This is a genomic window from Streptomyces sp. DSM 106670, from assembly GCF_055792845.1.
Window position 1 is genome coordinate 7,193,798 of sequence record NZ_CM147704.1, and the last position, 18,722, is coordinate 7,212,519.

13 protein-coding genes and 1 tRNA gene are annotated in these 18,722 nt (G+C 72.2%); 11 read left to right on the plus strand and 3 right to left on the minus strand.

Features of this window, described 5'->3' with window-relative positions:
- Window positions 1-7 precede the first annotated feature (7 nt).
- Window positions 8-1,102 (plus strand): sugar phosphate isomerase/epimerase family protein, encoded by a 1,095-nt coding sequence (locus ACSMXR_RS31845; protein ID WP_030076100.1) that lies wholly within the window; start codon window positions 8-10, stop codon window positions 1,100-1,102.
- 95 nt (window positions 1,103-1,197) lie between these two features.
- Here the strand turns inward: ACSMXR_RS31845 and ACSMXR_RS31850 are convergent, their stop codons facing one another.
- Complete coding sequence (locus ACSMXR_RS31850; RefSeq protein ID WP_376188968.1) at window positions 1,198-2,502, minus strand: DUF2254 domain-containing protein; 1,305 nt, start codon at window positions 2,500-2,502, stop codon at window positions 1,198-1,200.
- A gap of 175 nt (window positions 2,503-2,677) precedes the next feature.
- Here ACSMXR_RS31850 and ACSMXR_RS31855 point away from each other — a divergent pair.
- Window positions 2,678-2,765: transfer RNA gene (locus ACSMXR_RS31855), tRNA-Leu, on the plus strand.
- Between the two features lie 81 nt (window positions 2,766-2,846).
- Here ACSMXR_RS31855 and ACSMXR_RS31860 read toward each other — a convergent pair.
- Window positions 2,847-3,206 (minus strand): hypothetical protein, encoded by a 360-nt coding sequence (locus ACSMXR_RS31860; RefSeq protein ID WP_137228863.1) that lies wholly within the window; start codon window positions 3,204-3,206, stop codon window positions 2,847-2,849.
- A 146-nt stretch (window positions 3,207-3,352) separates the two neighbouring features.
- The gene (locus ACSMXR_RS31865) at window positions 3,353-7,243 is read right to left on the minus strand and encodes a DEAD/DEAH box helicase (protein WP_473170454.1); all 3,891 of its coding nucleotides are present in this window, start codon (window positions 7,241-7,243) and stop codon (window positions 3,353-3,355) included.
- Window positions 7,244-7,663: 420 nt separating this feature from the next.
- On the opposite strand from ACSMXR_RS31865, the gene ACSMXR_RS31870 reads away from it, so the two are divergent.
- From ACSMXR_RS31870 to ACSMXR_RS31910, 9 genes are all read left to right on the plus strand, one after another.
- Window positions 7,664-8,680, plus strand: coding sequence for a LacI family DNA-binding transcriptional regulator (locus ACSMXR_RS31870; RefSeq protein WP_137228859.1), 1,017 nt, complete (start codon window positions 7,664-7,666; stop codon window positions 8,678-8,680).
- The gene (locus ACSMXR_RS31875; RefSeq protein ID WP_473170455.1) at window positions 8,677-10,275 is read left to right on the plus strand and encodes a sugar ABC transporter ATP-binding protein; all 1,599 of its coding nucleotides are present in this window, start codon (window positions 8,677-8,679) and stop codon (window positions 10,273-10,275) included. Before ACSMXR_RS31870 ends, ACSMXR_RS31875 begins: the two co-directional genes overlap by 4 nt.
- A complete protein-coding gene (locus tag ACSMXR_RS31880) occupies window positions 10,265-12,220 on the plus strand; it encodes an ABC transporter permease/substrate-binding protein (RefSeq protein ID WP_473170456.1) in 1,956 nt (651 codons plus the stop codon). Before ACSMXR_RS31875 ends, ACSMXR_RS31880 begins: the two co-directional genes overlap by 11 nt.
- A gap of 93 nt (window positions 12,221-12,313) precedes the next feature.
- Window positions 12,314-13,237, plus strand: coding sequence for a ribokinase (locus ACSMXR_RS31885; RefSeq protein WP_473170457.1), 924 nt, complete (start codon window positions 12,314-12,316; stop codon window positions 13,235-13,237).
- Window positions 13,234-13,623 carry a D-ribose pyranase gene (gene rbsD / locus ACSMXR_RS31890; protein WP_473170458.1) on the plus strand — a complete coding sequence of 130 codons (390 nt, stop codon included), beginning with the start codon at window positions 13,234-13,236 and terminating at the stop codon, window positions 13,621-13,623. The genes ACSMXR_RS31885 and rbsD overlap by 4 nt, the downstream gene beginning before the upstream one ends.
- 299 nt (window positions 13,624-13,922) lie before the next feature.
- Window positions 13,923-15,386 (plus strand): hypothetical protein, encoded by a 1,464-nt coding sequence (locus ACSMXR_RS31895; RefSeq protein ID WP_473170459.1) that lies wholly within the window; start codon window positions 13,923-13,925, stop codon window positions 15,384-15,386.
- 126 nt (window positions 15,387-15,512) lie between these two features.
- Complete coding sequence (locus ACSMXR_RS31900; RefSeq protein ID WP_381855164.1) at window positions 15,513-16,781, plus strand: AAA family ATPase; 1,269 nt, start codon at window positions 15,513-15,515, stop codon at window positions 16,779-16,781.
- Between the two features lie 8 nt (window positions 16,782-16,789).
- Complete coding sequence (locus ACSMXR_RS31905; protein WP_473170460.1) at window positions 16,790-18,043, plus strand: vWA domain-containing protein; 1,254 nt, start codon at window positions 16,790-16,792, stop codon at window positions 18,041-18,043.
- A gap of 200 nt (window positions 18,044-18,243) precedes the next feature.
- Window positions 18,244-18,690 (plus strand): RICIN domain-containing protein, encoded by a 447-nt coding sequence (locus ACSMXR_RS31910; protein ID WP_473170461.1) that lies wholly within the window; start codon window positions 18,244-18,246, stop codon window positions 18,688-18,690.
- Window positions 18,691-18,722: the final 32 nt, after the last annotated feature.

Genomic DNA, 18,722 nt, shown 5'->3' on the forward strand with positions numbered 1-18,722 from the left:
CGCGAACATGAGCCGCACCTCCAAGGACACCGAACTCGCCCGCAGACTGAGCCGCCGCAACATCCTCGGTGTCGCCGCCGGAGCCACCGCCGCCACGATCATCGGCACGGCGAGCGCCCAGGCCGACAGCCGCGACCGCGGCCAGGGACACGGCAAGGGCCACGGCCACGGACATGACCACGGGCACGGGCACGGGCACGGCAAGGGCAAGCCCGTCCTGCCGCCCGGCCGCCTCGGCATCCAGCTCTACAGCCTCCGCGACCAGGTCTCCACCCTCGGCTTCGCCCCCGTCTTCGCCGAACTGGAGAAGTACGGCTACGACGAGATCGAGTTCGCCGGCTACACCCAGGGCTCGGCCGGCGCCATCACGCTCGCCCAGCTCAAGCGGCTGGCCCGCGACCACGGCCTCAACCCGATCGGCAGCCACGTCGGCTACTACGACGACAACAACCCCGGCGCCTACACCTTCGCCCAGAACCTGGAGAAGGTCCTGGACGACGCCCAGGCGCTCGGCCTCAAGCACATCGGCACGGCCTCGGGCCCGTTCCGCTACGGCGACACGGTCGACGGCTGGAAGCGGGCGGCCGAGGACTTCAACACGTACGGGGCGGCCGCCCGTAAGCGCGGCATGAAGTTCTACCAGCACAACCACGCCGAGGAGTTCTCCTTCGCGACCGACAAGCCGCGCGTCCGCCTCTACGACGTGCTGCTCGAAGAGACCGACCCGGACCTCGTCTACCTGGAGATGGACATCTACTGGGCGTTCTGCGCCCAGTTCCGCTTCAGCAAGCGCGCGGACGGCAGTCCGGCCCCCCTCGACCCGCTGAAGTACGTCCTGAAGCACCCGAACCGCTACCCGCTGTTCCACGTCAAGGACGGCGTCCGCGACGAGACGACGCGCGACGGCTACCGCATGTCGGACGTCGGAGACGGGGACATCGACTACAAGACGTTCCTGTCCAAGGTCACGCACCGGACCCACCAGGGCCGGACCTACCACCACTGGCAGACCGAGCACGACAACCCGGTCGAGTCGCTCGCCTTCGCCCGCAAGTCGAGCGAGCACCTGCACTCCCTGCGCGAGGGCCGCTGCGGCGACTGACGCGAGGGTCGCCGCGGCGACCGGGGTACGCGGCCGGGCCCGCCGGAGACGCTCCGGCGGGCCCGGCCGCCGCCCTGCTCACCGCGCCGCTGCCGCTACCCGATGCCCTGCCGGTCCGGAAGCAGGGCGAACTCCCGGTCGGCGGCCACCGGTACGTTCCGCTCCACGGTCTGCACGAGCAGCTCACGATGCCTGACCAGTGACTGCTTCCGGTCCTCCGGGGCGAGCAGCAGCAGGTCGTCGAGGCCGGCCATGAGCCGGCGCGTCACCTGGGGGCTCCCGGCGACACACCAGCGGATCTCCTCGAAGGCGAGGTCGACCAGGTCGTCCCACCCCGGACCGTCCTGCACGAGACGCACCCGCCCGGCCCGGTCCCGGTGGTGGACGGTACCGAGCGGCAGACGCGCCACCGCCGCGAGGAACTGCACGATCCGGTCCAGGCACTGCACGGCGGTGGTCGGATCGTTCACGGACGTCGACAGGGCCCGCAGCGCGATGTCCGTGAGCTGCCGCAGCCCGAACGCCAGATCCTGGTGCAGGGTGCGCTCCACCGAGACGGACACCGAGTACCGGAGCCGGTGCCGGGGCGGCACGGACCCGCCGTGGACGGCGAGGACCGGCGTCCCCGGCACCACGAAGTCGCCGATCCGCGGGATGAGCCGCAGCACGACGTCCTGCCGCCGCGCGGCCCGGACCAGCCGGGCGGTGTTCACATCCCGCAGCACCCCGGCCCGCCCCTCGTGCGTCACCCGAGCGGTCTCCGGCCCCGGATCGTCCTCGCCGCGCGGGCCTCTCGGCATTCTGCCCAGCACCCGGAACGAGTCCCGCGCGATCTTGTCGACGACCGGCCCCACCTGCATCAGCCGCAGCGTCGCGCTCACATAGACGACGAAGAGCAGCAGACTCAGCCCGAGCAGCACCAGGATGAGCAGGCTCTGCACCAGCGGGACCGAGACCACCAGGCGCGGGTCGGTCTCGCTCTCGTACGAGGAGAGGACGAGCAGCGAGAAGAGGAACGTCGCCAGGAACACCGTCAGCGTGAGCTTGCTGATCCGGCTCCTGACGAAGATCCGCACCACCCGGGGCGTCAGCTGGCCGCTGGCCATCTGCACCGCGACCAGCGAGATGCTGAACACGACACCGATGAAGGTCATCATCGCGGAGCTGATCGTGGTGACGATCGTCTTCGCGTCCTGGGAGAACGCGATGAGCTGACTGAGCTCGTCGTACGCCTCCTCCCGCCGGAACAGCCCGACGATCGCGTCGTCCAGCTCGGTGGCGATCAACCACAGCACGAACACGCAGACGAACCCCATGGTCGGGGCGAACCAGAACGTGTCACGCAGATGCTCACGCAGAGGGGACAGCGGACGGGGCCGGCGGTAGCCGCGATCACTCATGGACGCGAAGGTAGCCCCGGGAGCTCCACGGACCGGGGAGGCCGAGGTCGCATCGGCACGCCGCACCGCACTGACCACCAGATATGCGCCGGATACGCAGGTGAAACGCACTCCGAACCCCTGGTATTGTTTTCCATGTCGCCGCGGGGAACACACCGCGAACGACAGACACCTTGTCCGGGTGGCGGAATGGCAGACGCGCTAGCTTGAGGTGCTAGTGCCCTTTATCGGGCGTGGGGGTTCAAGTCCCCCCTCGGACACCAGCAAGACCCCACTTCACGTGGGGTCTTTTGCTTTGCCCGGTCCGGCGGCGTGGGCCGGGGCCGGGCGCGCGGCGGAATCGGTCACCCGAAGGAGAACCACACGCCCGTCGCCAGGACCAGGGGGACCGGGCAGGCCAGCGCTCCCAGCAGGAGGCTGCGTCCGTCACCGGACATGCGCCGCACCGCCGGTGCCCGGCAGACCGCGACGAACATGCCCGCGCCACCGCACAGGACCGCCGAGCTGCACAGCAGCAAGCCGCCGACCGGCACGCCCGCCGCCGCGCTCCACAGCGCTGTCATCCCGACCAGGAAGCACAGCCAGGAGGCCGACACCGCGGTGAGCAGCCACAGCACCGCGGAGAGCAGCACCACGCCGAGGTGTCGGGGCGGAGGCGCGATCCGGGCCGGCCGGTAGAGGGCGTCATATGCGCGGGGGTCCATGCCTCGATCCTCACCGGTGACCCGTCGCCGGGACTGAGGCGGATGACTCAGCCGGGCGCGACCCCGTACTCACTTCACCGACGATGCCGTCCGCGAGCCGCTGACAACCGGCGAGCGGGCCGGCCCGCGCGAGGTGCCGGTGCCGGTCATTCGCCGTCCGGTGGCCAGGTCGCCCGGTCACGAAGGTGGTCGAATTCCGCCAGTTCAGCGGCGAGGACGTCGAAATGGGGGAGGGGGGCCCACAAGCCGCGCTCCCCGACGACGTAGAGGCGGCGCTTGGCGCGGCTCGCGGCGACGTTGAGCAGATGCGGTGTGCCGGCCGCCCACTCGCGGGCCCCGGGGCGTCCTCCGCCGAGCACGAGGATGACCACGTCGGCTTCCTTGCCCTGCGCTCGGTGGACGGTGGCGCAGCGTTCCTCCAGAAGGTCCGCCGTCCAGCCCGTACGGCCGCGGCAGATCTTCTTGCACTCGGCGACGAGGGCCCGGAAGGGGGCGATGACGCGGATGCGCTCGACGCCGACGCCGTGTCGGTCCAGGAGATCGAGGACGAACGCGAAGGCACGGCCATCGCGTTCGCCCCACGGGGCGTCGGCCGGGCGGGTGGGGTCGTCGGTGTTGAGCCAGCGGCTGGGCAGCAGTCCATCGTGTTCCCTGTCGGGGAACGCCTGTGATGCGGTGCCGTAGACCATGAGGCCGTCGTACGCGACGTCATTGCTGACGGTGAACATCGGCTCCTCGCAGCGGCGGTGGACGCGCAGTGGTGACCCGACCCAGACCTGCTCGTCGCCGTCCGGGGCCGGCAGGTAGGTGCCGTAGCGGTTGGTCCGGTCGGCCACGGCCTGGGCGGACGTGGCCGAGGGCAGCCACCGTTCGTCGACGCCGTAGGCGCGCAGCAGCCGGCGCTGCAGAGCCGCCGGCATGGTGACGACAGGTTCCAGCTGGAGGGGGTCGCCGACCAGAACGGCTCGGCGGGCACGCCACAGTGCCCCGACCGCGGCCTGCGGGGTCGCCTGCCCGGCCTCGTCGACGAGCAGCCAGCCGATCGACTCCCGCCCGAGGCGCGCGAACATGCTGCCGACGGAGGAGAACGTGGTGGATATGACGGGCACCAGGAGGAAAAGGGTCTGCCAGGCGTGCTCGACCTCTTCGTCGGGGAGGGGCCCGTTGGTGCCCGCCATCAGCTCCATCAGGACCTGGAGATTTCCGTGGACCTTCTTGGCGGCCCCGGCGACGAACGCGCGGTGCAGGTCGAGGGCGCGCAGGAACAGGTCGCTGCGCGCGGTGGACCAGGTCTCGTCGGACCAGGGGGAGCCGATTTCCTGAACTGCTTCGTCGAGGTGCTGCCAGCCGAGCGGCAGTGAGGGCAGGGACCGGGCCGCCTGCCGCAGCGCCCGGTGTTGTCCGTCGAGCTCGTCGATGGCGGCCCGCACGTCGTGACGCGCCGTTTCGGCGGCCCGCCGGGCCCGCCGCACGGCGGTGTCCGCCGCGGTCTGCCGGGCTCGCGTGGCTTCTTGGCGTGCGCGGGCGGCGGTGAGGCCAGCGGCGGCTTCGTCGGCGGCGCTGACGGCCTGGGTGTTCCGGTGCTCGGCAAGGGCCTCGGCGCGAACGGCCGAGGCGACCTCTGCCACGGAGACGTCGAGGGCGGTGCGCTGCTGGACGAGCAAGTGCGCGATCTCGGCCCGGGTGCGTTCCTGCTGCCACTGGGCGGCCTGCCGGTCGGCCGAGCTCTGGAGCAGGCGCCGCAGCCCGCCGAGCAGGCCCCTCTCGACGACGGGCGGAGCGTCCTGGCGGGCAGTGAGCGCGGTGACGTCATCGCGGTGATGCGCGGCCAGTTCACGGGCGGCGGAGAGGTCGGCACGGGCAGCGGCCAGCTCCTGGCGGGCCCGTGGCACGTGCGCGGTGGCCGCCCGGTGCTGGGCCTCGGCCTCCGCGGCGGCGCTCCGGGCTCCGTCGGCGGCGGCGACGGCCTGTTCGAGGACGGTCGTAGCGGCGGTGACCTTCTGGTCCGCGCGCCGCACGGCGGATTCCAGGTCCGCGATCCTCTGTCCGGACGACGGGGACTCGACGGCCGCCAGCGCCGAGGCCAGCCGGGCGCGCTCGGTGCGCAGGCGCTCGACCTCGGCCTGGGCGGCGCGGAACGCGGCGACAGCGGCAGCCCACGACGGTACGGGCTCGGCGGGCCCGGCCGGCCCGGTCCGATCCGCAGAGGCCGGGGCCGAGGCCGGGGCGCGCCGTCCGCCGTGCGGAGTCCTCGGCGGGATCCAGTCGCTCAGGACAGCCCGCATCCCGCGCAGCGGTGGCCGGCCGGCCACCGACCGGGCTTGGGCCTCCTTCTCCGGCAGTCGGCCCCACCAGAAGCGGTCGCTGAACTCCTTGCGGTTGGTCTTGTTCCCGAGGACCGCTGCCACCAGCCCCCACGCGCGGCCGCCGAGGAGGGCGGAGGCGAGGTCGGAGAAGTGACCGGGGCCGTCGCGCCAGTGCTCACCGAGCGCGTCGATGCCGGGCAGTTCGGCCGTGATGTTCTCGACCGCGCCGTTGTTGGAGGAGGCGACCACGATCTCGAAGCCGGTCAGCCGGGGGTCGAGCCGCGCGACGAACCGTGCGTGTTTGCCCTGTCGGTCCTTCCCCCGCCATGCCGGACCGGTGAAGGCCTGTCCGGGCCGGTCGAACGTGGCCAGCACCGCCGCCCGCTCGACCACCAGAGCAGCGACCAGGTCGCGCAGCATCGTCGTCTTGCCCGTGCCGGGCGGGCCGTTCACGGAGAACATCCCGCCTTCGGAGCCCGCCCGGTCGGCCAGCATCCGGTCGACCGCGAACTGCTGGCTCAGGGCGAGCGGGTACTGCGCGGGTGAGGGCCACCGCCCCGACGGAACCAACTCCGGATCGACCCCGGCCAGCACGGCTCCGCGCTCCCGGCGCACATCCGTCCGCTTGCGGACGGGAACAGCGTCGTGCTCGGTCAGATACGCCTCCAGAGCAGGTCCGATCCCCTTCCCGGCGGCCTCGGCCACCCGGGCGAGATCAGGAGGGAGCAGGCTGTTCAGGAAGGGCGCCGCGGCGGCGGCCTTCGTCTGCGGGTCCTTGGGCCGGTGGACCAGTCTGCTCCGTACCCGGATCACCCGGGGGCGCAGATGCTGCTGCACCCCGCACAGGTCGGCGATCTGCGCGGTCAGCGCGACCAGATCGGCGAACTCGAGCGGGCGGGGACCGGCGCCGCCCCCGTACGCCTCCGATGTCTCCGCGGAGCCGGCCGGCCCCCGTTCGGGCACACCGCTGTCATCCTCCGGATCCCCAGGGTCCCCTTGGTTCCCGACCGGCTGCCGGGACGCTGCCCAGTCGGCGGCGCGGCGCACCAGGGGTTCGGCCGCCCCCTGCAGCGCGGCTCCGACGACTCCGCCGAACAGGGCCTCGACCGCACCGACGGCCGCGCCGCCCAGGATCTCGCCGAGCAGCCGCTGCCAGCTCGCGCGGTCGGCTCCGGCCCCGCTCGCAGCCCTCGGACCGGGCGCGGAGCCGGGGCGCTGTCCGCCCGTCATATCCGGGCGAGGGGCGGTGGGGTCGTAGCGAATCGTGGCGGCGGTCAGCTCGTCGATCGCCGTGGCGAACGCGTTGTCGAGGTCCTCGAAGCCGTCCAGCCAGCCCGGTGCGGAGGGTCCCGGATCGAAGAGCCGCCCGGTCGCCCAGGCGCAGGCGGAGATCACCGACGTGTCCTCGACCGGTCGCCCCTTGTCGTCCAGGACCAGGGCGAACATCGCGCTCTGGCCCTGCAGCGTCAGCTCGGACTGCGGCACGCCGGGGTCCGGATCGGTCCCCGCGGGCAGCACCGAGATCATCGCTTGACGGAGCAGCTCCAGATCGAAGACCCCGCAGTAGACCTCGTGCCGCCACATCCGGCCGTGCGTCGCCCGGCCGGCGCCGGTCTCCGGATGCCGGTCGTCCCACGGCAAGCGCGGCGGCGACTGTCCCGGCAGCGGTGTCAGGTCGACGATGTACTCGTCCTTCGGCCCGGACCGTGCGGCGGAGCGCCTTCGGGGCAACGCCGGGATGCTCGGCGGGCCGAACAGCTCGATGGCGCGCCAGCACTCCAGCAGTGCTTCCCGGTGGTGCCCCCGACCCCGACCCCGGCCCCGACCCCGTCCGCTGCTCACCCCGCCCCGCCCCCCTGTCACCCCGCGGCACCCGTCCGCTTCCGCTACTGATCAGTGCCCGCTGAATCTACCGGTCCCAACAGGTCGAGCAGCGGCGGAACCGGTGACCTGCGAACCGGAGGCTGACCACCCCCTCCCGTCACGATCCGGTCTCGGCCACGGGAGAGGGTCTTGATTTCAGCCATGTAATCGATTCCAATCATCCGTGTAATCGATTCCACGGGCGTCGTGCCGCCGGTTCTCACCGGTTCATCGCCAATCGTCCCCAGGTTTCGAGGTGTACGGAAACCACAAGGAGGTGGTCCGGACATGGCGGGCATCAAGGATGTCGCGGCCGAGGCGGGAGTGTCCGTCGCGACGGTCTCGCGCGTGCTGAACAGCCATCCGTCCGTCAGCGAGGAGGCGCGAGGGCGCGTCCTCGCCGCCGTCGAGGCCCTCGGCTACCGGCCCAACGCGGTGGCCCGCTCGCTGCGCACGGCCCAGACCCGCACCCTCGGGCTGGTCATCAGCGATGTGCTCAACCCGTACTTCACCGAGCTGGCCCGCTTCGTCGAGGAGGAGGCCCGCGCGCTCGGCTACAGCGTCATCATCGGCAACGCCGACGAACGGCCCGAGCTCCAGGACCACCACATCCGCACGCTCATCGACCGCAGGATCGACGGGCTTCTCGTATCGCCCGCCGACGGTGGCTCCCCGGTGCTGCGCGAGGTCGCGCCGAGCGGTACGCCGATGGTCTTCGTGGACCGTTGGATCCCCGGCATCGACGTTCCCGTCGTCCGGGCCGACGGTACGGGCGCGGTCAGGGATCTCGTCGCGCATCTGCACGGACTCGGTCACCGCAGGCTCGCCATCATCGCCGGGCCCGCGGCCACCACCACCGGCAACGAGCGCGTCGAGGCCTTCCGGGACGCGATGCGGGAGTTCGGGCTCGCCCTGCCCGACGCCCATATCGGGCAGGGCGACTTCCAGGCGGCCAGCGGGCGCCGGGCCACCGAGGGGTTCCTCGCCCTGCCCGACCCGCCCGAGGTCGTGTTCGCGGCCGACAACCTGATGGCGCTCGGCGCGCTGGACGCCATCAGGGCCCACGGCCTGCGCGTCCCCGACGACATCGCGCTCGCCGCCTTCGACGACATCCCGTGGTTCGTCCACACCGATCCGCCGATCACCGCCATCGCCCAGCCGACCGCCGAGTTGGCACGGGCCGCCGTGCGCGCGCTGGCCGATCTGATCGAAGGGCGGACCCCGCAGTCCGTCACCCTGCCCGCCCGCCTCGTCGTACGCCGCTCGTGCGGCGGGGCCGCAACGAACCAGAGGAGCGACCGGTGACCCCACTGGAGGAGCAACCGGCCACCGCGCCGGACGAGTTGCTGCGCATCGAAGGTCTGCGCAAGACCTTCCCCGGCGTGGTGGCGCTCGACAACGTCGACTTCGACCTCCGCAGAGGCGAGGTCCATGTCCTGCTCGGCGAGAACGGCGCGGGCAAGAGCACCCTCATCAAGATGCTCTCCGGCGCCTACCGCCCCGACCGCGGCCGCATCCTGGCCGAGGGCCGCGAGGTCCGCATCGAGGGCGCCCAGGACGCCGAACGGCTCGGGATCGCCACCATATACCAGGAGTTCAACCTCGTACCCGACCTCACGGTCGCCGAGAACATCTTCCTGGGCCGCCAGCCGCGCCGCTTCGGGCTCGTCGACCACCGGCGGATGCGCCAGGACGCGGAGAAGCTGCTGCACCGGGTCGGCGTCGACGTACGCCCCGACGCCAAGGTCCGCGAACTGGGCATCGCCCGGCTCCAGATGGTGGAGATCGCCAAGGCGCTCAGCCTGGAGGCACGCGTCCTGATCATGGACGAGCCGACCGCCGTGCTCACCTCCGAGGAGGTCGACAAGCTCTTCGCGATCGTGCGCCAACTCCGCGAGGACGGCGTCGGGATCGTCTTCATCACCCACCACCTGGAAGAGATCGCCGCACTCGGCGACCGCGTCACCGTCCTCCGCGACGGCCGCAGCATCGACCAGGTCCCGGCCTCCACCCCCGAGGACGAACTCGTCCAGCTCATGGTCGGCCGCAGCATCGAGCAGCAGTACCCGCGCGAACGCCCCGACGCGGGCGCGGCGTTGCTCTCGGTACGCGGACTCACCCGCGACGGCGTCTTCCACGACATCAGCTTCGACGTGCACGCCGGTGAGGTCGTCGGCCTCGCCGGACTCGTCGGCGCCGGGCGTACGGAGGTGGCGCGCGCGGTCTTCGGCGCCGACCCGTACGACGCCGGCACCGTCGACGTACGCGGCGAACGCCTCGCCCGGCACGACGTCCCGGCCGCCATGGGCGCCGGAATAGGCCTTGTGCCGGAGGACCGCAAGGGCCAGGGCCTGGTCCTCGACGCCTCCGTGCAGGAGAACCTGGGCCTGGTCACCCTGCGTTCCGCGACCCGCTCCGGGCTCGTGGACCTCAAGGGCCAGCGCACGGCCGCCGCCCGCATCGCGAAGCAGCTCGGCGTCCGCATGTCCGGCCTCGGCCAGCATGTCCGCACCCTCTCCGGCGGCAACCAGCAGAAGGTCGTCATCGGCAAGTGGCTGCTGGCCGACACCCGGGTGCTCATCCTCGACGAACCCACCCGGGGCATCGACGTCGGCGCCAAGGTCGAGATCTACCAGCTCATCAACGAGCTGACCGCCTCCGGCCACGCCGTCCTGATGATCTCCAGCGATCTGCCGGAGGTCCTCGGCATGAGCGACCGGGTGCTGGTCATGGCCCAGGGCCGGATCGCCGGGGAACTCCCCGCGGACGAAGCGACCCAGGACGCCGTCATGGCCCTCGCCGTCGGCACCCAGGGCCCCGCCGACACGCCCACCGACGCACCCGCGCCCACCGAACACCCCGCACCGAAGAAGGAAGAGGAGGGCCCCCGTGGCCACTGAGACACTCAAGAGTGACACGGGCACAGGGGGCACCTCCGTGATACGCCGCGTCCTGCTCGACAACGGCGCGCTCAGCGCCCTGGTCGTCCTGGTGGTGGCGATGTCGCTGCTCTCCGGCGACTTCCTCACCACCCAGAACCTGCTGAACGTCGGCGTCCAGGCCGCCGTCACCGCCATCCTCGCGTTCGGCGTCACCTTCGTCATCGTCTCGGCGGGCATCGACCTGTCCGTCGGCTCGGTGGCCGCGCTCTCCGCGACGGTCCTCGCCTGGTCGGCGACATCGGCGGGCGTGCCGGTCGTCCTCGCGGTCGTCCTCGCGATCGCCACCGGCATCGCCTGCGGCTTCGTGAACGGCGCGCTCATCTCGTACGGCAAACTCCCGCCGTTCATCGCGACGTTGGCGATGCTCTCCATCGCCCGCGGCCTCTCGCTGGTCATCTCGCAGGGCAGCCCGATCGCCTTCCCCGAGTCCGTCTCGCGGCTCGGCGACACGCTCGGCGGCTGGCTCCCCGTACCGGTCCTCGTGATGATCGCCATGGGCCTGATCACCGCGCTCGTCCTGGGCCGTACGTTCATCGGCCGCTCGATGTACGCGATCGGCGGCAACGAGGAGGCGGCCCGGCTCTCCGGGCTCCGCGTCAAGCGCCAGAAGATCGTCATCTACGCCCTGTCCGGCCTCTTCGCCGCCGTCGCGGGCATCGTCCTGGCCTCACGCCTCGTCTCCGCGCAACCGCAGGCCGCCCAGGGGTACGAACTCGACGCCATCGCCGCCGTCGTCATCGGCGGCGCCAGCCTGGCCGGCGGCGTCGGCAAGGCCTCCGGCACCCTGATCGGCGCGCTCATCCTCGCCGTCCTCCGCAACGGCCTCAACCTCCTGTCCGTGTCGGCGTTCTGGCAGCAGGTCGTCATCGGCGTCGTCATCGCGCTCGCCGTCCTGCTGGACACGCTGCGCCGCAAGGCCGGTTCGGGAGCGGCCTCCTCGGCGGGCGCCGCGCCCGGAGCACCCGGGTCCGGTCGCAGGAACGCGCTCAAACTCGGCGGCGCGGCACTCTGCGTGGCGATCGTCGTCGGAGCGGTCTCCTTCTTCAACTCCGGTTCCTCCGGCGGCACGACGAAGGTCGGCATGTCGCTCTCCACGCTCAACAACCCCTTCTTCGTACAGATGAAGGAAGGCGCGCAGGCCGAGGCCGAGAAGGCGGGCATCGACCTCACCGTCACCGACGCCCAGAACGACGCCTCCCAGCAGGCCAACCAGCTCCAGAACTTCACCAGTTCCGGAGTCTCGTCCATCATCGTCAACCCGGTGGACTCCGACGCCGTAGGCCCGGGTGTCCGCAGCGCCAACAAGGCGGACATCCCCGTGATCGCCGCCGACCGGGGCGTCAACAAGGCGGACACCGCGACGCTCGTCGCCTCGGACAACGTGGCGGGCGGCAAGCTCGCCGCCGACGCGCTGGCCGACAAGCTCGGCGGCAAGGGCAGCATCGTCATCCTCCAGGGCACGGCGGGCACCTCCGCCAGCCGCGAGCGCGGAGCCGGCTTCGCCGAGGGGCTGAAGGCGTACCCGGACATCAAGGTGGTCGCCAAGCAGCCCGCGGACTTCGACCGCACCAAGGGCCTGGACGTCATGACGAACCTCATCCAGTCGCACCCGGGCGTCACCGGAGTCTTCGCCGAGAACGACGAGATGGCGCTCGGCGCGGTCAAGGCGCTCGGCAACAAGGCCGGAAAGTCCGTCTCGGTCGTCGGCTTCGACGGAACCCCGGACGGCCTGAAGGCGGTCGAGGCCGGCACGCTCTACGCGTCGGTGGCCCAACAGCCCGCCGAACTGGGCAAGATCGCGGTACAGAACGCCGTGAGGGCGGTGAAGGACGAGAAGGTGAAAAGCACGGTGAAGGTGCCGGTCAAGGTGGTCACCCGCGAGAACGTCGCCGACTTCTCCTGAACCCGGCCCGCGTACCGGTTCTCCTGAACCGGTCCCGCGAACCGGCCTGTTGATTCCGGTGATCCCGGACCGACGAAAGCAGGAAGCACGCACATGCACGACAACGACCCCGACGACCGGTACGACCTGCTGGTCGTCGGGTCGGCCAACGCCGACCTGGTGATCGGCGTCGAGCGCCGCCCCGCGCCCGGCGAGACGGTCCTCGGCTCCGACCTGGCCGTCCACCCCGGCGGCAAGGGCGCCAACCAGTCGCTGGCCGCCGCCCGCCTCGGCGCCAGGACGGCTCTGCTCGCCCGGGTCGGCGACGACGACCACGGACGGCTGCTGCTGGAGACCCAGCGCGCGGCCGGCGTGGACACGGACGGCGTCCTGGTGGGCGGGGCACCCACAGGCGTCGCGCTGATCACCGTCGACCCCTCGGGCGACAACAGCATCGTGGTCTCGCCCGGCGCCAACGGACGCCTCACGCCCGAAGACGTCCGGGCGGCGGCCCCGCTGCTGGCGGCCGCCCGGGTCATCTCCGTACAGCTGGAGATCCCGCCGGCCACGGTGGCCGAGACGGTACGCGGCCGGGGGCCGGAAACCCGCTTCGTCCTCAACCCGTCGCCGCCCGCCCCGCTCCCCGAGGAGGTGCTGGCCGCCTGCGATCCGCTGGTGGTCAACGAGCACGAGGCGCGGTACATCCTGGGCGAGGACGCGGGGGAGACGCCGCACGAGTGGGCCCCGGCGCTCCTCGCGCTGGGACCGCGCTCGGTCGTGATCACCCTGGGCGCGGCCGGCGCCCTGGTGGCCGACAGCCGAACGGACTCCCTGGACCACCTCGTCAGCCCGAAGGTGGAGGCCGTCGACACGACCGGCGCCGGGGACGCGTTCACGGCGGCCCTCGCCTGGCGGCTGGGCCGGGGCGACGACCTGCGGGAGGCGGCGGCCTTCGCGGTGCGGGTGGGCGCGGCGGCGGTCACGGCACGGGGGGCGCAGGAGTCCTTCCCGACGCTGGAGGAGGTCGACGCGCTGTGAAGAAGTCGGGCATCCTCAACCGCCATCTGGCGGGAGCCATCGCCGAACTCGGCCACGGCGACACCGTCCTGATCTGCGACGCCGGTATGCCGATCCCACCCGGCCCCCGCGTCGTCGACCTGGCCTTCCGCGCCGGCACCCCGTCGTTCGCCGAGGTCCTGGACGGCCTGCTGGACGAGCTGGTCGTGGAGGGCGCGACGGCCGCCGAGGAGATCCGCGACGCCAACCCGGCGGCCGCGGCGCTCCTCGACACCCACTTCCCCTGGCTGGAACTGGTCCCGCACGACGACTTCAAGGCGCTGACGGCGACGGCCCGCCTGGTGGTCCGCACGGGGGAGGCCCGGCCGTACGCGAACGTGATGCTGCGGTGCGGGGTCTTCTTCTGAGCGACTGACCGGACGCCGGTACGACGGTACGAGGACGGGCCGCCCCCTGCGCGGGGCGCGGCCCGTCCTCGGCTGTCCCGGCTCCGACGGACTGCCGCCCGCGGCGAACGCGTCCTGATGGTCGAGGGCCACGGCCACCGAGGGGTGAGCCGGTCCGCAGGAGGTGAAGTGCACGGCAGGGTGGGGAAATTCGGGCCGCGAGAATATTCCTGGCGCATCCCGTCGGGGCGAGCTACGCTGCCCGCGATGACTCACTCCATGAACAGATTGGGGGACCCGTCCGCGCAAGGTGAGTGCTGATGCTCACTTCGACCGCGGATCGGGATTTCCACCCGTCTCTCCCGTCTTTCCCCTTCTTCCCGTCGTTCTGGCCGCGTGTACGCGAGTTCGCCGTGCCGGCCTCGATGATCGAGACTGCGACCGCCCGCCGTGAGGCCGGGGACTGGGCAGGAGCGTGTGCCGCGGCAGGCGTCGACATCGATTTCCGGCTCCGTTCCGTGGCGCTCGGCCACGGCCGGGAACTCGCCGCCCGGATCCGGGCCGACCTTCGCCATCTGGCTCCTGACCTGCTGCGCTGGCACCTGCCGAGAATCGCCCCGAATGGGCTGCTGCGCCCGGGGCTGACGATCGCGCTGGCCCGCTACGACCCACCCGGGCGCGACGGGCCGAGCCCCTTGCACCTGGTCGTCCGGACCCCGCCCGCCTGGGCGGACGCCGGGCAGCGGATCAGCCTCGCCCTGTGGGACGGGTCGCACGCCGAACCGGGCGCCCGCCGTCACCCTCACCCGCATCCGAACCGGCGCTACCGTCTCGATCTGCACCGGCATCTGTGGGATGCGCGCAGGGTTGACGAGTTGCGGATGCGTTCCGGTGCTGATGAAACGTCAACCGCTTTTGTCTCCACGGAAGTTGAGCCGGATCTGTGGCGCGCCGTGCCGTCGGACCGTCGCTGCGCCGTCGACCGCTGGGCGGCGGAGGCCGCGATCCTGCTCCGGGCCGAGGGGCTGGGGCCGGGCGGAACGGTGGGCGTGCGGCTGGGCGGTCGGCGGCGGCTTCTCCTGCGTGTGGAGGCCGGGGAGGGGGGTGGGGGTGGCACGGCTGTCGCGCGGATCGCGGCCGTGACCCCGGACCCGGGTGCGTCCACCGTGCCGGTGCTGCCGGACGCGGCCACCTGGGTGCTGCCCGATCTCGGCCTGCTCCGTACCGGGGTGATCGAGGCCGGCCGGCTGCACCCGCTGGTCGCGCGGGCCCTCGTGCCGGATCTGCCGCCGCCCGATCCGGCGGCGACCCGTTCCCGTAACGGCGAACCGGCCGGAGCGCCGCGCCTCGTGGAATGCCGTGGGGCCCAGCACCGGATCGGCCTGGTCGAAGGGGTGCTCGTTCCCCTGGACCACGACCCGGCCGAGATCCGCCGCGAGGAGCTGCTGGTCGCCCTGACCGGCACTCCGCTGCCCTGCCTCCAGGCCATCGACGAGGCGCACCGGCGGCCGGACTGTCTCACCGGGGTCCGTGAACGTCTCGACCACGGCGACATCGCCGGCGCCCTGGCCGTCGTCGAGGGGCTGCTCGGGCCTGGAGCGGTGCTGAGGAGCGGTCCACTGCGGGACGAACTGGAGGCCGCCGCGCAACGGCGGATCACCTACGGACTGTTCCGGGCCGACCTGCTCGGGCCCGGTCCCATCCGCCACCGCTCCGACGCGCGCCGCATCGTCGCCCCCCGTCCGCGCCGGGCACGGCGCTCGCGCCACACAGCCGTCCGCTGACCCTGGGTCCCGGGCCCGCCGACTCCCGCTCCCTGACCACACGTACCCGCACCCACACCCGTACGAACCCACACCCGTACGCACCCGTGCTCATTCGCCCTCTCGCATACCCTCAGGTGATCACCCATGTCTTTGAACAGCCCGTCCACTCCCGTGCTCACGGACTCCGCACCCGTCTCCCAACTCGCCGTCGCCGACGCGCTGATGAGCCTGCTCCGCGACACCACGACCGAGCCGCGCCCCGACATCCAGCTGGAGGCGCTGACCCTGGCGGTCTCCGCCGACCTGCCCGTGCTGCTCTGGGGTGAGCCGGGGATCGGCAAGACCGCCGCCCTCACCCAGCTCGCCGCCTCCCTGGACCTGCCGCTCACCACGGTCATCGCCAGCGTGCACGAGCCGTCCGACTTCTCCGGGCTGCCCATCGTCGGCGACGACCCCGCCGAACAGGGGGTCCCGATGGCCCCGCCGGACTGGGCCGTCCGCCTCGTACGGGCCGGAAAGGGCCTGCTGTTCCTCGACGAGTTGTCCACCGCACCGCCCGCTGTACAGGCCGCGCTCCTCCGCCTCGTACTGGAGCGGCGCATCGGTGCCCTCCAACTCCCGCCCGGCGTACGCATCGTGGCCGCCGCCAACCCGCGCTCCTCGGCTGCCGACGGCTGGGAGCTGAGCCCGCCGCTCGCCAACCGGTTCGTCCACCTCCAGTGGACCCACGACCACGAGGTCGTCGTACGCGGACTCGCCGGTACCTGGCCCCGCGCGACGCTGCCCCGCCTCGACCCCGAGAGGCTGCCCGAAGCCGTGGACTTCGCCCGGCGCGCGGTGTGCGGGCTGCTCTCCGCCCGTCCCACGCTCGTCCACCGGCTGCCCAGTACGGAGACACGCCGGGGCGGCCCGTGGCCCTCCCCGCGCAGCTGGGACATGACCCTGGGCCTGATCGCCTTCGCGACCGCCGCCGGATCCTCCAGGGAGGTGCTGTCCTTGCTGGTCAGGGGCACGGTGGGGGACGGTCCGGGGCTGGAGCTGCTGGCGAGCCTGGACCGGATGGACCTTCCCGACCCCGAGGACCTCCTCGCCGACCCGGCGGGGGCGGTTCTGCCCGAGCGCGGCGATCTCCGCCAGGCCGCGCTGGACGGGGTCGTCGCGGTGGTGCGTACCCGACCGGACCGGGCCCGTTGGGACGCGGCATGGGCGCTGCTCGTCCGGGCGATGGAGACCGGCGCCCCGGACCTGGTGGTCGTCCCCGCGACGACACTCGCCGCGCTGCGCCAGGAGGACTGGGACGTACCGGCGGCCATCGAGCAGCTCGCGGGCGTCGTGTCTTTGTCCGGACGCGCGGACCGCGCGGCGGCCCGGGTCGCGGCGAAGGCGAAGTCCCCGGCGACGGTGGGCCGGTGAGGATGACGATGACGACGACGGGAGCGTTGGGTGCGCCGGGCGCGCTCGACCTGGAAAAGCTCTTCGCCGCCCGACTGCAGGCCGCCCGCGCCCGCCCCTATCTGGCGACCGCGCTGTTCGCCCTGCACACCGTGGAGTCACGGCAGGTCCCGACCATGGCCGTCGACCGGTACTGGCGGTGCTACGTCTCGCCGTCCTTCGTGGCCCGGACCCCGGTGGAGGAGCTGGCAGGTGTCTGGGTCCACGAGGTGTCGCACCTGCTGCGCGACCACCACGGCCGCAGCGACCGGGTCGCCAGGCAGCGCGGGCTGACCGGGCCGGGCGACCGGCTGCGGATGAACATCGCCGCCGACTGCGAGATCAACGACGACGTGTACGGCGACGGCCTGGCCCGGCCGAAGGGCGCTGTCTACCCGTCGACGCTGCACCTGCAACCCGGCGAGCTGATGGAGGACTACCTGTACCAGTTCCGCCTCGGCTCGCGCACCCAGGACCTCGCCTGGCTGGACTGCGGAAGTGGCGCGGACGGGCTGGAGAGGGAATGGGAGCTGGGGCCCGACGGCGCCCACGGGCTCAGCCCGCACGAGCAGGACGCGGTCCGTTTCCGGGTGGCGCAGGGCATCACGGGCCGGCCGGGAAACGCCTCGAAGGGGTGGAAGCGGTGGGCGGAGGAGGCGTTCCATCCTCCGCAGCCCTGGCGGGAGTTGCTGGGCGCGGCCGTACGCTCGGCCGCCTCGGGGCCGGGAGCGGGGGAGGACTACACCTACGGCCGCCCCTCGCGTCGCTCCACCGGGCTGCCCGGTGTGGTCCTGCCGAGCCTGCGCCGCAGACCGCCCCGGGTCTCCGTCGTCATCGACACCTCCGGCTCGGTCAGCGACGCCGAACTGGGCAGCGCCCTCCTCGAAGTCGCCGCCATCTCCCGCGCGGTGGGCGGCCGCCGCGACCTCGTCACCGTCCTCGCCTGCGACGCGGCGACCCGGGTCGTCCACCCGCTCTGCCAGGCCGAGGGCATCCCGCTGGTGGGCGGAGGCGGAACGGATCTGCGTACGGGCTTCGCCCGGGCGCTGCGGGCACAGCCGCGGCCCGACGCGATCGTCGTCCTCACCGACGGCCAGACACCGTGGCCGTCGGCGCAACCGGCGTGCCGGACGGTCGTCGGACTGTTTCCCCGTGAGCGCAGGAGGCGTTCCTACGACGAGGAGAACCCCGACTACGTGCCGCCCGGTCCGCCGCAGTGGGCGCGGGTGGTGGAGATCGGCTGAGGGCGCACCGCATCAGGGGCCTTCGCGCGCTGTCACTCCGGATCGTTCCGGATGCCGTGGCACGGGGGACGGTGAATACATTGCGTACCAGCGGAACCTTCGGCATCGGGCGTTGGTTCGACCACGGGAAGGAAGCGTGCGTAGACGTGCGCAGTACGCGAAAAGTCTTTGCGGGCGGGGCTGTTGCCCTCGCCGCCCTCGTGTCCCTCGTTCAGGCTCCCGCCGCCCTGGCAGCCGGCGTCCCGTCCGCGTCCTCGTCGGCCGGCGCCGTGGCCCTTGCCAACCCGGGCGACGCCCAGTCCTTCCGGAACCAGGCCACGAATCGCTGCATCGACGACACCGACAACGGCTTCCGCACCTGGAGTTGCAACGGCAGCACCGCGCAGAAGTGGAACATCATCTCCTGGAACGACGGCACGCGCCAACTGCGGAGCGTCAACACGGCCCGCTGCATGGAGGACACCGACAACGGCTTCCGCACCGTGCAGACCTGCAACTCCAGCCCGGAGCAGAGCTGGTGGGTCAAGGTCTGGAACGACGGCTCGGTCCGGTTCCAGAACCAGGCCACCGGCCGGTGCATCGACGACAGCAGCCTGGGCTTCCGCACCTGGGCGTGCAATGACACCGCGTTTCAGAGCTGGTTCTGATACCGGCTCGACGAGCTGACCGACCCGCACCA

Coding starts and splice junctions, on each gene's coding strand:
- ACSMXR_RS31845 (WP_030076100.1), top strand. CDS start 8: ATGAGCCGCACCTCCAAGGACACCGAACTCGCCCGCAGACTGAGCCGC.
- ACSMXR_RS31850 (WP_376188968.1), bottom strand. CDS start 2,502: ATGAGTGATCGCGGCTACCGCCGGCCCCGTCCGCTGTCCCCTCTGCGT.
- ACSMXR_RS31860 (WP_137228863.1), bottom strand. CDS start 3,206: ATGGACCCCCGCGCATATGACGCCCTCTACCGGCCGGCCCGGATCGCG.
- ACSMXR_RS31870 (WP_137228859.1), top strand. CDS start 7,664: ATGGCGGGCATCAAGGATGTCGCGGCCGAGGCGGGAGTGTCCGTCGCG.
- ACSMXR_RS31885 (WP_473170457.1), top strand. CDS start 12,314: ATGCACGACAACGACCCCGACGACCGGTACGACCTGCTGGTCGTCGGG.
- ACSMXR_RS31895 (WP_473170459.1), top strand. CDS start 13,923: ATGCTCACTTCGACCGCGGATCGGGATTTCCACCCGTCTCTCCCGTCT.
- ACSMXR_RS31900 (WP_381855164.1), top strand. CDS start 15,513: ATGTCTTTGAACAGCCCGTCCACTCCCGTGCTCACGGACTCCGCACCC.
- ACSMXR_RS31905 (WP_473170460.1), top strand. CDS start 16,790: ATGACGACGACGGGAGCGTTGGGTGCGCCGGGCGCGCTCGACCTGGAA.